The following is a 17,812-nucleotide window of genomic DNA, read 5'->3' as shown; positions in this document are numbered from 1 at the left end:
TAAATAATTAATATTCAATTAAATAACAATAAGAAAAGTACATATGCAATAGTAAATTATTTAATGCGTCGGCCCTGCACAGAGAAAAGGAACGTTCCTTTCTGAGAAAGACAAAGTGCAATACCGGGGAAGGATAACGATACTGCTTCGAGGGACTTCCGATATCAAAAAGATACGCCCGATAATATTCACTACCTAATAGGGTTTTAAGTGCATTTCACCACAGAGGACGCAGAGAACACGGAGTTTTAAATCTTTAATGAAACGCGGATTAACGCAGATTAAAAGACTGTGGATCTTTATTATCTATTTGTTTCTCTTTGCGAAAATCTGCGTTCATCTGCGTTTCAATAAATCATCGCTTAGTGTACCTCCCCGTGCGGGAAGTACTCATGTCTATTCAGATCCGAATCAAATAGTATACTAATCTGCATGATTATGGCAAAATAATCATGTATATTTGCGCAAACTAATTATAAGAACAATATGGCAAAATACAAAAGAATCCTGTTGAAGCTCAGTGGTGAGAGCCTGATGGGAGAAAAAAAGAGTGGAATCGACGAGAAAAGACTCGCCGAGTATGCAGCACAGATAAAAGAAATTCATGAACAAGGTGTACAAATAGGCATCGTCATAGGTGGTGGAAACTTCTTCCGTGGGCTCACAGGAGCCGGCAAAGGTTTCGACCGTGTAAAAGGCGATCAAATGGGTATGCTGGCAACAGTTATGAATAGCCTTGCCCTTAGCTCAGCCCTCGTTGCCGCCGGTGAAAAGGCCCGCGTACTGACAGCTATCCGCATGGAGCCTATCGGCGAATTCTATAGCAAGTGGAAGGCGATTGAATATATGGAAGCCGGTGAAATCGTTATCATGTCTGCCGGAACAGGAAATCCGTTCTTCACAACCGATACCGGTTCTTCTCTGCGCGGCATCGAAATAGAAGCCGACGTAATGTTGAAAGGTACCCGTGTAGACGGGATATACACCGCTGATCCGGAAAAAGATCCTACTGCTACAAAATTCGATGATATCACTTATGATGAAGTGTTGAAACGCGGTTTGAAGGTGATGGACCTTACGGCTACTTGCATGTGCAAGGAAAATAATCTCCCGATTGTAGTATTCGATATGGATACAGCAGGAAATCTGAAAAAAGTAATCAACGGAGAAGAAATTGGCACGGTGGTACACAATTGACAATATATGTATAAACAAGATAGAAAAGAGGATGTATCCGGAAATTGGACACATCCTCTTATTCTTTACTTATACAAACATGTATATAACTTCTTCTTGAAGATGTTTATTCTTTAACTACCTTGAATGACTTCACATCTTTACCGCCTTTGGTTACTCGTACGTAATACATACCTTGTTCACCTACGGAAAGTTGTTTTATATCACCCATAACAGCATCAACACCTAATGTTTTCACAAGTTGTCCTGCGCTCGTATAAACATATACAACATAATTTCCGCTTTCTGCAAAAACCAGATTAATTACGTCTTTAAATGGATTCGGATACATTCTAAGTTGTACGGTTCCGGTCTCTTCTATACCTGACCCGCCAGTACCAATAACCACACAATCAGAAACAGCCGTTGTTACTTTTCCATATACATTTTCCAATGTAACCTGTGCATCATAAGTACCATCTGTAGCATAAGAAACCTTAGCTGTACCGGCTTCGTCATTTTGCTCTTTCATTGTAGCACCATTCAAATTCCATGTAGTAGCAGAGGTTATCTCCATTACACCAGTTCTGAAAGGAACTCCTGTAGACATTTGAGGAGCGGTAACAGGAACATCGTTGTCGACTTTTTCGATCGTTTTTACAGTAGTTACAGCACCTTTATAAGTACCTTCGGAACCAAAGTTTTCAAAATAGCCTTCTTCGTCAGGATCCGTTTCAAAATTGAAATAGCCCACTAAACCAGCCGGTAATTCATCAATATCAGGATCAAAACCATTCATTGCAGCTACTACTTCATCGTCTGTAACAGCACGATTATAGAACTGGATTTCATCTAAAGAACCAACAAATCCACTACGGCTTGCAGCACTACCTCCGAAACGAGGAGTACCCTTTCCCTCATAAGAGTGTGGGCCTGTGTATTGATCTACTAATTTACCATTAAAATACATTTTAGTTGTATTCCCATTGACACTGAATGCAATATGTGCCCATTTATTAGGAATTACTTTATAGTCTTCTGCTATAGTTCCTTTGTTTCCTGCATTCCCAAGCAGACGAACCCATATATAATTTTCGGGAGCAATGTCTACCCATACATCTCCCCAAGCATTTTTAGGCCAACCATCTGCATAGTTGCGTTGGCTATACAAAGCTGTTCCTTCAGAAGCGGGTTGTACGTTTTCATCTATTTTCATCCAAAAAGCAATCGTAAACGGGGTCTTATTACAGAGTTCTATCGGAAGAGTAAATGATTGCACATCTGTCAAATGAAGACCTCTTGAAACGGTACCGTCACGTTTTACACCTTCGTAACTGAAAGTTACATCTTCATTTACGGCAGCAGCCTTCTTATCAACGTTCAAACCGGTCAATTCATTGATACCCCCTGTTTCCTCAGGGGTAACCTGAACGAAACCGCGATACATAGTTGCTACACCACCAATCGTAACTTCCATATCATAGAAACCAACTTCATTCAAAGAAGTAGTAAACTCTGTAACATCAGCAAATGTACCGGCATCGGTTGCATCCGTAGCTTTCTTCAATTTGAATGTAGCAGGAGCATGAGTTACATCATAGAATTTAACTGTAAATTCCTGACCTGGTTTTATAATCTCTTTATCTATAGTGATTGTCTCAATAGGATCTACTACACGTTCCATCTTTTCGGACCAAACGATAGCACTACGTTCTCCTGCCGGATTGACTGCACAGATACCAACTTGTACCGTTTTGTCTTCAAGAGCAGACGGAGCACCAACAATATAAGCAGCCCATGAAGTAGTTGCAGTACACAAAATAGGTTCTGAACTTTCATTCTCGCGTACATAAACTTCGTAATACCAAGCATTTACATCATCATTGTAAACTGGAGTACCTTCAGCTTCATTGATATCCTTATCACCACAACGCCAAATAACTTTCACATCACTTGAATTGAAATGTCCGCCCAATACTTCTGCATGAGTAATGGTAATATCAGCAGGTGTCATTGTCAGAGCTGGATCAATAATAGACATTTCACCCAACAATAATTCATAACTAGGAGTAGTATTCTGTATGTCCAATGCAATACATGCAATCTTATCACCCGCATTCACACCTACTTCGCTAAGCTTAACTTTGGCAGTAAACCACTCACCAACTTTCGCTACGTCCGGTAATGAATAGGAAACAAAATTATTTTCACTACCCGTTTTAGAGAAACAAAGTGCTAATTTAGGACTTGTACCGCCATTTACCATTTTATAAGTTACGCTGACTTCACAACCATCGGTGACATCCAATTCCGTTTTGAAAAGACGAACTTTAGAATTTGCCGTAGCACCATGGATTTTCAATGCAGAACCACCATACCATGCATCGTCAAATGTGAAATTCAGATTAATAGCATCTGCAGGAACCGAAGTAGCTTCAGTCCACGAATTAGTGATCCACCATCTCCATGTCGGCAAGAAGTCTTGCATACCGATATTATACCATTTATTACCGAATGTTGTCACACCTTCATTCTTAAAGAAAGTACCATTACCTAAGTTGAAACGAGTCACAAACGGAAGAGTATTCAACGTACTCTGAGCATTTACAAACGCTGCGATACCATGGAAACCTTCCAGGTCGGCTTTGCCAAAGCCACGGCGTTCATTGTTTATATTCGGACAAATAGCAGGATTACGTTTGCCTCCGGAGAAGAACATCTCAAGTTTTTCCTGATATAAATTCTGGATAGCTAAATCTGAGGTTCCGTTTTCTGTAGAGGCCTGATGGATTACATTATCATCATGAGCACCCCATAACCCGATAGAGAATGGCTGATCTTTCAGTAGTACCCAGTTTCCATCTGCACCTGCATTGTTATGCAAACCTCGTCCTTGAATATCCATACCCGCATATACATCATAAGTATTGCGTTGCAGTTTTTGAGCTGTAGCCAAAGAGGTAGCCAATTTATTCGGATTCCAGTTGTAGTTCAAGAAGTAAGCATCTGTAACAGCCTTCCCATCTTTTGAGAACCACTCATCGTTTCTGTCACTTAATTGGTCTGTCCAGGACACATATCCGTCATTTGTCTGAGATTCATACCAAATCACTTTAAAATGCCAGTCTATTTCTGTAGCAGCATCATGACAGGCTGCAAAAAAGCCTTTCAAATTATCAGCCAAAGGTTGTCCCAGACCTCCTTCAGGATTAACACCTACTCCATCGAGTCCATAGAATTTCAATATCTGAACGAATTTCTTGGCATACTTAAATTCACTTCCCTCCTTCTTAACCAGTTTTTGTAATTCCGGACTTACAGAACCCTCAAAGAATATTAAACAACCCGTCATTACTCCATTTTTATGAGCAACGTCATTGAATACTCCCGGAACACGAATCCAACCATTGGACCAGTTACCATGATAATCCAGATATTGCCACATACTGAAATTATCAGCATTAAAATTGTAACGCGGCAACGGCCCCCATACTTTAGAGTTCTCCCCAACAGGACACCACCATAAAACCTTGCGTTCGTCACCTCTTGTGGGGACAACCTGAGTCTTGTCATTCTTTATACGAGCCTTAGGACGTACACGTGAAACAAAAAAGTTTTCATCAATATATCCCGACTTATCACTGAAAGGTTTTCCTGGCTCCCATGTATCAAGCATTTCACTCCAACTTGCACCCATATCCACCGCATAGTCCAGTGTATAGGCTGGAGCAGTCTGCGCATTAGCTTCTATAAATAAAGAAGCTAAAATACTTGCAAAAAGTACCTTTTTTTTCATTGCATCATTTTTTAATGGTTAATAATTTATTTAATAGCTTTTGTCAGCTCTTTTTCAATAGCCTGAAATACATAAATCCCCGAACGTCTCATCGTAAATCTCCATTTACCTTCATTTGCAGGAGTTTTAGCCTCATCCAGTACCAGTGTATAAATGTGTGTATCCGGATCAAAAAACTCGTTACTTAATGTACGTGTTTCCTTTTTGGTGGTAATAGGAGAAATAATTGAAATTTTATCTTCCTTCTCCTTCACTTGATCTAACTTGAAAAACACTTTGTATTTACCATCAGCATCGGCTGTAATAGGGGCATCATCCAGAAATCCTTTTTTAATAAATTCAAAAGTTGTAAGTTCTTCCTTTAAACCAAACTCCCAGCGTTCAATAAAAAGTTTCCAGGTTCCATCCGATAGGAAATCCTTAGGTAGTTGTATCTGTAAATTCTGAATGACTGCAGGCAATTTTTCATCATCAGCACCAGTCGCCACTTTCACCTGCCGGAAGTCTTGTGATACAAAAACCAGCGAATCGACAGATTGTCCCGACCAACCGCTTGCCTTAATATTCAGAAGATCTGCATAGGTATCTACATCAATTTCCTTATCTGCTAATAATACACAGTTGATTTTCCCTACATTTTCTTCTTCTTTATCACGACGTACAATTAGATCCCATTCGCCTACACTCCATTCATCCGTACGGGATGTTGTTATAAATACATGTTCAGGATCATAATTTAACTCACCCTCGGCAACATCCAATATTTCCGGATAGCTCCAATTCATATACATATTTACGCCATCTTTACGTAGCAGGATTTTATCAACTGGCTGGATACCGGGGAGATAAACCTTAAATGCGACTTCCTGGCCAATAACCACTTCACTTTTCTCTACTTTAAAATCTGAAACTAAATTAGCCGCTGAATAAGATACTTCTGTATTGTCATTACACGAAAACAAAAATATACTTACAATCGCACTTACTATAACAATATATTTTTTCATAATTATATTAATTAAAAATTAGCAATATCTGTATCCCACCATAAACGGGTTGATTGTTGATCAGGACCATTTAATACCGGTATAGCAGAGGTTTCAATGTCCGCTTTATTTTCACTATCTCCTCCCACAGCATATGGAATACGAAGTATCCCAACCAAAGGATCGATACTTCCATCACCGTCAGCGAACGAACCTTTCACCGGTGCAATCATATGAGGATACCCCGTACGTCTCATATCGGCCCATGCAACAGCCGACATCGGGAAAAGAGCAATCCATTTTTGAGTGATGATCTTTTCAAGCATGACCTCTTTAGAGTCGTTGTTACTCCATTTATTGCAAACATTCATAACTCCTTCTGCATTGTTCCGCAAATCGTAATAATCTCTGTAATCTGCTGATATTACACTCTCTGAAACGATGTATTGATCGTATTTATCACTAAATCCAAATTCTTTAAAACTGGTTCTGACACCTTCGTTATAGAAGTGTTCAGGAGTACCTCCCATTGCCCAACCCCTCAATGCACCTTCAGCACGCAAAAAGTACACTTCGGAAACTTTAAATATTTCCAATGGCTTCTGAGAGAAGTTGGTAGAGAGTTTAGAAAAAGACAAGTAAGTAGGAGATGTATTCGGGTCTTCGGTTAAGGATCCGTTTCTCATAGATAAATAATCAGAATTTGTATCTAATACTTTACGTCCGGATATATCATAGATATCAGCTGAGTTTTTTGAAAAAAACTCTTCTAACATCGGATGTCCTGTACGCTTTAATATATTATGCAAATTCGCGTTCAAACGACTATCTACCCAGTTACTGGATATCTTAAATAAAGGATGTCTGTCCAAATACAGTTTATATACATCAAGCGCTATATCATTATCCGAAGCTTCCAAAACGCCTGATTTAATAGCTTCTTCTGCTATTCTTTGAGCCTTATCCGGAGCTGCTTTTACCATATTCATAGCCATCCGTAAGCGCAAGGAGTTTGCAAACTTTATCCAGTTATCTACTTTACCACCCGCAATTTTATCCATGGATGAAATCGTTCTATCCAATTCAGCATCAGGATTCTTTTTGTACTCAAACAAAATGTCAATATCGCGTTGCAAGTCCAAGAAAATGGAGTCGTAAATGTCTTCAACCGAATTGTATGTCAAAGGATGCTCTTCTTTTAATACTTTATAATCATTGTATGGAAAAGGACCATGCACTCCTGAATACAAATGGGCTTCGTAGGAATATAGAATATTGGCTATTGCACCAAGAGGTTCAGCTTTCAACGTTTTTGCAGAAGCCATTACAGGTACTACTTGTTGAGCAACCCAAGTCATGTTTGCTTTAGGGCCAGAAGCAAAATCGTCATTTATTACATAAGTAGATTTGATACGACCCTGAAAATTATGCGGCAAGCACATATACCCACAATAATTATCCATATGCAGGTTAAATTGATATTGGTACTTGTGTTCACGTTTATCAATCAGAAGCTCTTGAGCAGTAATAAGTAACCCGGCAGCGGTGGAAATACTTGAGACCGAATCCGTAGCATGCTCCATCGTAGAATTAGACTTCAAGTTGTCAACTACACCATCATAACACCCTGTTAATACCCAACCGGATATTACTGAAAATAATATTATCTTATTTAAATATTTCATATCTTTATTTATTAAAATGAAGCCTTTAAATTAATACCGAAGCTCCGTGTTGTAGGCAGACTGAAACAGTCAATTCCACCAAATCCGTTACTTGTAGAAACAGATACATCCGGATCAACTGGTGATTTTTTATAAATGAAAAATAAATTACGCCCTACAACAGAGACAGACAGATTTTTACCATTACCAAACAGACTACGGAATGTATATCCCATTGAAAGTTCACGCAGACGTAAGTTAGTTGCATCATAAGTATACTCGGATAATGCAGCCAGTCCACCACCTATTGTTTGATAATAATCTTGTGCTGATGCTATTTGACCATCACCCATAATTATACCAGGAACGGCTTGTTGTACAATATTACCATCAACAATAGATTCTTTCATATATACAATTCCCCGGTCGCGAGCATCACCAGATCGCTTAGAGACCCCGTAGTAATCAAGTTTGGCCTCTGTTAAAGACACGATCTTGCCACCGACCTTACCATCAATCAAGAAATAAAGTGAGAAGTCCTTATAATTGAAAGTATTGTTCCATCCAAAATTTACTTTAGAGTTTGCATTCCCAATATAGGTACTACAATCATTAGTAATCACAGGAGCGCCATATCGGTCAGTTATGATCTTACCATTCTGATCACGTTTTATGGTATTAGCATATAAATCACCATATGGACGACCCTTCCGATAAATAATCTTAAGACCGGATTCCTGTCCTAAGTCAATCGTAATATCCTTATCATTACCATAAGTTTGTAAGATCTCATTATCATTATATGAAATATTAAAACCTGTTTTCCAGGACCAGTCCTGGTTTATCATCCAATAGTAATTAGTAGTAAATTCAAAGCCACGATTACGAACACGTCCGCTATTTATCGGTCTTGAACCTGCCGTTGCCGATGACACTGTTAAATATTGATTGTGCATAATACTATTATAGAGAGTCAGATCCCAGTCCCATGCATTATTGAAAAAACGTCCTTCGAATCCCAACTCTGTAGATGTCACGGTTTCTGGTCTTGGATCCTCAAATCGTGTAAACTTTTTCGCCCCATATCCTCCTGTATTAAAGTCATAAGGTAGCTCATCAAATAAAACATTTGGAATAGAATTACCGACCTGACTGTATGATAGACGAACCTTTAATAAATTCACCTTATCACTCGTAAACTTAAAAACGTCATTTAACAGGACGTTTCCACCCAGCGCATAATAAGCATAACTCGGCGATGTACCATAAGGAACAAACTGCTGAAACGCTTGCGACCAGTCATTACGAACACTAAAATCAACATAGGCCATCTGTTTATAACCAACAGAAGCCGTTGCATATACAGAATGCTCCCAATTTTTAGATTTATTCAATTCGTTCTTATATAGAGATGGGTTCTTGATATTTTGAGGATCGTAAACATTCGGAATAGCTGTTGTATCTCCCATCGTATAATATAAGGACAACTTCCGATTGTTGATTTCCTGCATACTTCCACCAACATTTACAGACAGATCAAAGTCTTTTATACTTTTCGCATATGAGATTAACCCGTCAATAAATATCTGTGTATCAGTCTGTCTATCTGTATAATAAACTGAATTATAGAAGTTTTTACCTCTCGTACCGTGATATGTCTCCCCTTCATTACGGACATTATTCACATCATAATTCATACGAGCCTGTGCAGACAACCCCTCCATGATATTCACTTTTGCAGAAATAGAAGTATAAAAACGATCCAGATATGCTGTGTTAATGATACGATTAGCAGTCCAATATGGAGAGTTACCGTTTTCTTCCGTTTGCCAAGGCCATACCTGGATAGGACCTTCTCCCGTTTTACGAGGAGTTTTTGTCCCTATTGAGTTTGTATACCAATTTTCTGAGTTTAATGCATATAATGCTCCATAGGTTTCTTGATTATCTTTAAAATAGCGAATATCCGCATTACGTGGCATCAAATACAAATTATACAATGGATTACCAAAGTATCCCGAAGAAGGTTTATTCTTGGATTCCTGTTTTACGTAATTTGCAGAAAAGCTAAGTTCCAATTTGTCTTTAAATAATTTAAAATTATTTCTAAAAGAAAAGATGTGTCTGGAAAAAGTATTATTAGGCATCATTCCTTTAGCTTGTGTATTTCCATAAGAAAAGTAACTTTGGGAAATTGCATTTCCTCCCGTTATTGAAATTGTATTATTAAAATTCGTTCCCGTCTTCAGAAAATTCCCAATATTGCTTTGCGCACTATTGCGTGCATAAGGAATATCTTCTAAAGTTCGATCAGAAAGGCGACCAATAGCCCCTCCCCAAGAGGTGGTAGTTAATCGTCTTGAATAAGTTGGATTTATTATCTGACTGCCGTTCGCAAAATAACCATTTGTGAAATATTCAACTCCTGCTCCATAATTATCCTGAAATTCCGGAGTAACCAAAGGAGTCTCAAACAAAGAACTACTGGATACATCAACAGATACTTTTCCTTCATAGCCTTTTTTAGTTGTAATCAGTAGTACACCATTTGCGGCACGGCTACCATACAAGGCTGCAGCATTTGCTCCTTTTAAAACATTAATACTCTGGATATCATCCGGGTTGATATTAGATAAACCATCACCACCGTCATGTCCGCCACCATAAGCAATATTGCCCTCAATCTGTCCTTGATTATGGTCGGCCATAGGAATACCATCTAATACAATCAATGGAGAATTGGTTCCTAAAATAGAAGCATTACCACGTAATAGAATTTTAGATGAACCACCCGCTCCTGTTGAATTAGGAGTGATCACCAATCCTGCTGTTTTACCTTGCAGTGCATTTATAAAATTTGCATCTTTTGCGCGTGTCAACTCTTTACCGTCTACCTTTTGAGTTGCATATGTCAGTGATTTAGCAGCACGTTCAATTCCCATAGCAGTAACTACCACCTCATTTAGCATTTGGGTATCTTCTTCCATTACGATATCGAAAGATTTAGTATTGGCAACAGGAAGACTTATTTTCCGATAACCGATATAGGAGATTTCTAATACAGCACTGTTATTAGCCACTTCAATAGAATAATCTCCGTTTATGTCGGTAATAGTCCCGTTAGCGGTACCTTTAATCAAGACACTTACACCAATTAGTGGTTCTCCGTGTGTATCGGAGATATGTCCTTTGATAACACGTTTGTTCTGCGTTACAGTATTTACAGTTTCCCCTTTATTTGTAAATAGTACTAAATACTTGTCACGAATAGAATAAGAGGCACCTGAATTCTTTAATAAACGTGTCATCACAACTGATAGCTTTTCATGAGAAGCTCTGATTGTGACCATCTGATCAGGATTTACATCTTTTGTATTATAGACAACAGAAAGAGAGGCTTGATGCCCGATTTCAGTTAAAACCTTACTCAATGAAGCATTTGTAAAGTCTAAATTCAATAATACATCTTGTGCAGAAGCGCTCAACACTGTTGGAGCCAGAAGAAAAAGGAATAATAGCAAGATTCGGCTCTTGCCCTTTGTAATTTTTTTCATTTCATATTCTTTTAACGTTAACAATTCCTAGAATTATCTCAATATCAAACTTCGGTATAGAAAATAGTTTGTGTGTAATCTATAATTCTTTATCAAATTACATATTAATAATTTAAACGTTTTATATAATACAATCCATTTAATAAACTTACTAAAGAAAAAGAAAAAAAAATCATTTAATTACATTCCATCATTTTCAACGAGATGATAGGACACTTCAGCTTAACTATTTCGATTATCCAACATACTTTATTGACAACCTATGTCTTAATTATATATTCTTTGGTAAGAAACAAACAAACTTATATCCACTCATTTCGTATACTTTGGGGAATCTATATCTATATTACCTAATAGACATAAATCCCGTATCGTGCACTTAAAACATCCGGATGTTTTCCTAAAGAACATGGGGATGTTGTACATAAAAACATCCCCATGTTTTATATAACAACATGCGGATGTTATTGAAAGAGAAGTCTTATATAAAGATGAACAAGAAGCTATGGTACAACCTGGTACATCCATATATTGTTGTACTACAAAAAGCTACGAAATAGCCTGGGTATAAACACCAACCAGTTACCGATCAAACAAGGCTGATTTTTCTGCCTTTTTCATTATTTATAACTAACAGCCTGCTTTCTCTTTCCATTATTGTTGCAGATAAGCAAAAAATAATCTACTTTTGTTCTTCATTCAGTAAATAGTAAACTATATAAAGCAAAAGAATATGATAGACGTAAAGACTTGTATCAACGATTCACAAGAGAAAATGGATATGGCCATTATGTACCTGGAAGAGGCACTGGCTCACATCCGCGCCGGTAAAGCAAGTACCAGATTGCTGGATGGAATCCGTGTAGATTCTTATGGAAGCATGGTACCTATTAGTAATGTAGCTGCCGTAACCACTCCGGATGCACGTAGCATTACTATCAAACCGTGGGATAAAGGTATGTTCCGTATCATTGAAAAAGCAATTATTGACTCTGATTTAGGTATTATGCCCGAGAACAATGGTGAGATCATCCGTATCGGTATCCCTCCTTTGACAGAGGAACGTCGTAAGCAACTGGCAAAGCAGTGTAAAGCTGAAGGTGAGACAGCCAAAGTAAGCGTACGTAATGCCCGCCGTGACGGTATTGACACACTGAAGAAAGCCCTGAAAGAAGGTCTTGCAGAGGATGAACAGAAGAATGCAGAAGCCAAACTGCAGAAAATCCATGATAAGTATATCAAGCAGATTGATGATATGCTGGCTGAAAAGGACAAAGAAATTATGACAGTGTAAATTAGTAGTTAAGTAATCAAGTAGTTAAGTAGTAAGTAGCAGATGTTTCTGTTTGTATCCTACTTAACTACTTGACTACTCACTACTTGACTACTAAAGAATGATGAGAGGACTGGTAATAAAGAATACAGGGAGCTGGTATCAGGTAAAAACTGATGACGGGCAGTTTATCGAATGCAAGATAAAGGGAAATTTCCGTCTGAAAGGAATACGTAGCACCAATCCTGTTGCTGTGGGCGATCGTGTTCAAATCATACTAAATCAGGAGGGTACTGCTTTTATCAGCGAAATAGAAGACAGAAAGAACTACATCGTTCGCCGTTCCTCCAATCTTTCTAAACAATCTCACATCCTTGCTGCCAATCTCGACCAGTGTATGTTAGTGGTGACGGTGAATTACCCCGAAACATCCACAATCTTCATCGACCGTTTTCTTGCCTCGGCAGAAGCCTATCGTGTACCGGTAAAGCTGATATTCAATAAAGTAGACGCTTACAATGAAGATGAACTGCATTATCTGGACAGCCTCATCAACCTCTATACAAATATCGGTTACCCCTGTTTCAAAATCTCAGCTAAAAAGGGAGAAGGGATTGATACCATCAAAGAAGAGCTGAAAGGACGGATTACTCTATTTTCCGGGCATTCGGGAGTGGGGAAATCAACTCTGATCAATGCCATACTTCCGGAACAGGAAGTAAAGACCGCTGAAATATCTGCGTATCACAATAAGGGAATGCATACTACTACTTTCTCCGAAATGTTTGCCGTAGCAGACGGAGGTTATATCATCGACACTCCGGGTATCAAAGGATTCGGAACCTTCGACATGGAAGAAGAAGAAATAGGACATTACTTCCCGGAAATATTCAAATTTTCTGCTGACTGCAAATACAACAACTGTACTCACAGGCACGAACCCGGCTGCGCAGTCCGGCAAGCCGTAGAGCAACATTACATCAGCGAATCACGTTACACTTCTTATCTGAATATGCTCGAAGATAAAGAAGAGGGAAAATACCGTGCCGCCTATTGATTTATTAACTCTTTTTCACTCACTGCGTATTAAACTATCTTCCCAATCGCCTGTCTAAATTAAGACGTTATATACTATACTTAACAGGTACACAACACCACATCGCGTACCTATAATATAAAACATACATGGACAAGAGGATTAAATGGGGTATTATCATCATCGTAGGCGCCGGATTGATAGGAGGTGGCATCTACTCGCAAATGCCTAAACAAAACGCCGAACTGGCAGCAGCCGACAAAGTAACCCAAAATCAAAAGGGAGGTAAAAAGATTCTGAATGTAAATGCACGGATTATAAAGCCGCAATTGCTTACAGATGAAATACGCATCAGCGGTAGCCTGCTACCCGATGAAGAGGTTGACCTTTCATTTGAAACATCGGGAAAGATTGTAGAAATCAACTTTGAAGAAGGCAGTGCCGTAAAAAAAGGCCAACTATTGGCTAAAGTAAACGACCGGCAACTGCAAGCACAACTACAGCGCCTTGTCTCCCAACTGAAGCTGGCAGAAGACCGTGTATTCCGCCAGAATGCCCTGTTGGAAAGAGATGCTGTCAGCAAAGAAGCTTACGAACAGGTAAAAACAGAACTTGCCACACTGAATGCTGATATAGATATTGTCAAAGCAAACATAGCACTGACAGAACTTCGTGCCCCGTTTGACGGCGTTATCGGTCTGCGACAAGTCAGCGTAGGAGCCTATGCCTCTCCCAGTACCATTGTAGCCAAACTAACCAAGATATCTCCGTTGAAAGTAGAGTTTGCAGTACCAGAGCGATATGCCGGGCAAGTAAAAAAAGGAGCAAACCTGACCTTCCACCTCGAAGGGCAACTTGACGGGTTCGATGCCAAAGTATATGCCACCGAGTCAAAAATCAGTGAGATGCACTCACTAACCATACGTGCACTCTACCCCAACAGTAGTGGTAGTGTACTTCCCGGTCGTTATGTAAGTGTTCATTTGAAGAAAGAAGAGATTCCCAACGCAATTGCAGTACCTTCGGAAGCGATTGTCCCCGAAATGGGAAAGGACAAAATATACCTTTACAGAAACGGAAAAGCACAACCGGTAGAGATCTCCACCGGCATACGTACCGAAGCTGAAGTACAGGTACTAAGAGGTCTGCAAGTAGGCGATACTATTATAACTTCGGGAACACTGCAACTTCGTACAGCACTACCTGTCACTCTTGATAACATTGATTAAACCAGCCGCCTTATGAATATATCCGAATTAAGCATACGCCGGCCGGTATTATCAACGGTACTGACAATTATTATCCTCCTCTTCGGGTTCATCGGATACAGCTATCTTGGTGTACGCGAATATCCGTCGGTGGATAATCCCATTATATCGGTATCCTGCTCCTACCCCGGTGCAAATGCTGATGTTATTGAAAATCAGATCACAGAACCACTGGAACAGAATATCAACGGTATTCCCGGTATTCGCTCTCTGTCGAGTGTCAGCCAGCAGGGACAATGTCGTATTACGGTAGAGTTTGAGCTTTCCGTCGATCTGGAAACAGCGGCCAATGATGTGCGTGACAAAGTATCACGTGCCCAGCGCTATTTGCCCCGCGATTGTGATCCTCCTACGGTATCAAAAGCCGATGCCGATGCCATGCCTATCCTTATGGTAGCCCTCCAGAGCGAAAGACGTTCGCTACTGGAACTGAGTGAAATAGCCGACCTTACCGTAAAGGAACAGCTTCAGACAATTGCCGATGTAAGTAGCGTATCTATCTGGGGTGAAAAACGTTACTCCATGCGTTTGTGGCTGGACCCTATCAAGATGTCCGGTTATGGTATCACGCCTATCGACGTAAAGAATGCAGTGGACAAAGAGAATGTGGAATTGCCTTCGGGTAGTATCGAAGGAAACACCATAGAACTGACGATTCGTACGCTGGGTTTGATGCATACGGCAGAAGAGTTCAACGACCTCATTATTAAAGAGGACAATAATCAGATTGTTCGTTTCAGTGATATTGGTCGCGCCGAATTGGGTCCGGCAGACATCAAAAGTTACATGAAAATGAACGGAGTCCCCATGGTTGGTGTAGTTGTCATCCCCCAACCGGGTGCTAACCATATCAAGATTGCCGATGCAGTGTACGACCGTATGGAAAGAATGCAAAAAGATCTTCCGGAGGATGTGCACTACAACTATGGATTCGATAATACCAAATTTATCCGTGCTTCCATCAATGAAGTAAAACAAACGGTGTACGAAGCATTTGTACTGGTTATCATCATCATTTTCCTTTTCCTGCGCGACTGGCGCGTGACACTCGTACCGTGTATTGTGATCCCCGTTTCACTGATTGGCGCATTCTTCGTCATGTACCTGGCGGGATTCTCTATCAACGTGCTTTCGATGCTTGCGGTAGTTCTGTCGGTGGGGCTTGTGGTGGATGATGCAATTGTTATGACCGAAAACATTTATGTCCGGATTGAACAGGGTATGGCACCGAAAGAGGCAGGAATCGAAGGAGCCAAAGAAATTTTCTTTGCCGTTATCTCCACTACGATTACGCTGGTAGCCGTGTTCTTCCCTATTGTGTTCATGGATGGTATGACAGGACGGCTCTTCCGGGAGTTCAGTCTGGTTATTTCAGGATCGGTTATTATATCCTCTTTTGCAGCATTGACTTTCACACCGATGCTTGCTACCAAACTGCTGATAAAGCGTGAAAAGCAAAACTGGTTTTACAGAAAAACAGAACCATTCTTTGAAGGAATGAATCGCCTATATAGCCGTTCGCTGGCAGCATTTCTGCGGAAACGCTGGTTGGCATTACCCGTTATCGCCGTTACTATCGGAATCATTGTATTCTTATGGGACTATATTCCTGCAGAAATGGCACCGCTGGAAGACCGTTCTCAAATCAGTATCAATACACGTGGAGCAGAAGGTGTAACCTATGAATATATACGAGATTATACAGAGGACATCAACGACCTTGTCGATTCCATTATTCCCGATGCAGAATCCGTAACTGCCCGTGTTTCAAGTGGTAGCGGTAACGTACGTATCACACTGAAAGATATGAAGGACCGTAACTACTCACAGATGGACGTAGCCGAAAACCTGTCTAAAGCAGTACAGAAAAAGACCATGGCACGCTCGTTTGTGCAGCAGTCTTCTTCTTTCGGAGGACGACGCGGAGGTATGCCTGTACAATATGTATTGCAAGCTACCAATCTGGAAAAACTTCAGGAAGTACTGCCGAAGTTTATGGCAAAAGTATACGAAAACCCGGTATTCCAAATGGCCGATGTCGACCTGAAATTCAGTAAACCCGAAGCACGTATCAATATCAATCGTGATAAAGCCAGCATTATGGGAGTCAGTACCCGCAACATTGCCCAAACCCTGCAATATGGATTGAGCGGACAGCGTATGGGCTACTTCTATATGAATGGAAAGCAATACGAGATTTTAGGTGAGATCAATCGTCAGCAACGTAATAAGCCTGCGGACCTGAAAGCCATCTATGTACGCAGCGACAACGGAGACATGGTACAGCTTGACAATCTGATAGAATTGACAAACGGTATCGCTCCTCCGAAACTCTACCGCTATAACCGTTTCGTATCGGCTACGGTTTCTGCCGGACTGGCAGATGGTAAGACTATCGGACAAGGACTGGACGAAATGGATAAAATAGCCAAAGAGACGCTGGACGATTCGTTCCGTACGGCACTGACCGGAGATTCAAAAGAATATCGCGAAAGTTCATCAAGCCTGATGTTCGCCTTCGTTCTGGCTATCTTCCTGATTTATCTGATCCTGGCCGCCCAGTTTGAAAGTTTCAAAGACCCATTGATCGTGATGCTGACAGTACCGCTCGCCATTGCCGGTGCCCTGATCTTCATGTACTTCGGTGGAATAACAATGAACATTTTCAGCCAGATTGGTATTATTATGCTTATCGGACTGGTAGCAAAGAATGGTATCCTTATTGTGGAGTTTGCCAATCAGAAACAAGAAAGCGGCGAAGACAAGATGAGTGCCATCAAAGACGCTTCTCTGCAACGTCTGCGCCCTATCCTGATGACAAGTGCATCTACCATATTGGGACTTATTCCACTTGCTTTTGCCACCAGTGAAGGTTGTAACCAGCGTATTGCCATGGGTACGGCAGTAGTAGGAGGAATGCTTATCTCTACGCTGATGACGATGTACATCGTACCGGCCATATACAGTTATATTTCAACGAACCGGAGACTCACGCCTGTCCTTTCCAAAAACGAGGAAGACGAAACAACTCCAACGACGACCCATAATTAAGTAAGAAA

The 17,812-nt window shown here is 40.3% G+C and carries 9 protein-coding genes; 5 read left to right on the top strand and 4 right to left on the bottom strand.

All coding sequences use genetic code 11. The features are described 5' to 3' along the window. The first annotated feature begins 486 nt into the window (after positions 1–486). The gene (pyrH, locus tag HCG69_RS16255; protein WP_002559227.1) at positions 487–1,197 is read left to right on the top strand and encodes a UMP kinase; all 711 of its coding nucleotides are present in this window, start codon (positions 487–489) and stop codon (positions 1,195–1,197) included. A gap of 106 nt (positions 1,198–1,303) precedes the next feature. Here pyrH and HCG69_RS16250 read toward each other — a convergent pair whose 3' ends face one another. The 4 genes from HCG69_RS16250 to HCG69_RS16235 are packed head-to-tail and all read right to left on the bottom strand — an operon-like array spanning position 1,304 to position 11,176. Continuing rightward, positions 1,304–4,972 carry a LamG-like jellyroll fold domain-containing protein gene (locus HCG69_RS16250; RefSeq protein ID WP_221650907.1) on the bottom strand — a complete coding sequence of 1,223 codons (3,669 nt, stop codon included), beginning with the start codon at positions 4,970–4,972 and terminating at the stop codon, positions 1,304–1,306. Between the two features lie 26 nt (positions 4,973–4,998). After that, on the bottom strand, positions 4,999–5,979 hold the full coding sequence (locus tag HCG69_RS16245) for a hypothetical protein (protein WP_221650906.1): 981 nt from the start codon (positions 5,977–5,979) through the stop codon (positions 4,999–5,001). An 11-nt stretch (positions 5,980–5,990) separates the two neighbouring features. After that, a complete protein-coding gene (locus HCG69_RS16240; protein WP_221650905.1) occupies positions 5,991–7,643 on the bottom strand; it encodes a SusD/RagB family nutrient-binding outer membrane lipoprotein in 1,653 nt (550 codons plus the stop codon). Between the two features lie 11 nt (positions 7,644–7,654). Next, positions 7,655–11,176 (bottom strand): SusC/RagA family TonB-linked outer membrane protein, encoded by a 3,522-nt coding sequence (locus HCG69_RS16235; protein ID WP_221650904.1) that lies wholly within the window; start codon positions 11,174–11,176, stop codon positions 7,655–7,657. Positions 11,177–11,909: 733 nt separating this feature from the next. On the opposite strand from HCG69_RS16235, the gene frr reads away from it, so the two are divergent. From frr to HCG69_RS16215, 4 genes are all read left to right on the top strand, one after another. Next, the gene (gene frr / locus HCG69_RS16230; RefSeq protein WP_002559226.1) at positions 11,910–12,470 is read left to right on the top strand and encodes a ribosome recycling factor; all 561 of its coding nucleotides are present in this window, start codon (positions 11,910–11,912) and stop codon (positions 12,468–12,470) included. A gap of 103 nt (positions 12,471–12,573) precedes the next feature. Beyond that, complete coding sequence (gene rsgA / locus HCG69_RS16225) at positions 12,574–13,506, top strand: ribosome small subunit-dependent GTPase A (protein ID WP_221650910.1); 933 nt, start codon at positions 12,574–12,576, stop codon at positions 13,504–13,506. Positions 13,507–13,634: 128 nt separating this feature from the next. Then, positions 13,635–14,714, top strand: a complete 1,080-nt coding sequence (locus tag HCG69_RS16220; protein ID WP_221650903.1) for an efflux RND transporter periplasmic adaptor subunit — start codon at positions 13,635–13,637, stop codon at positions 14,712–14,714. A 12-nt stretch (positions 14,715–14,726) separates the two neighbouring features. Beyond that, on the top strand, positions 14,727–17,804 hold the full coding sequence (locus tag HCG69_RS16215) for an efflux RND transporter permease subunit (RefSeq protein WP_221650902.1): 3,078 nt from the start codon (positions 14,727–14,729) through the stop codon (positions 17,802–17,804). The last annotated feature ends 8 nt before the right edge of the window (positions 17,805–17,812 follow it).

The sequence above is a fragment of the Bacteroides sp. K03 genome, from assembly GCF_019734355.1.
GTDB lineage: Bacteria > Bacteroidota > Bacteroidia > Bacteroidales > Bacteroidaceae > Bacteroides > Bacteroides nordii.
This window is presented reverse-complemented; position numbering and strand designations above follow the sequence as displayed.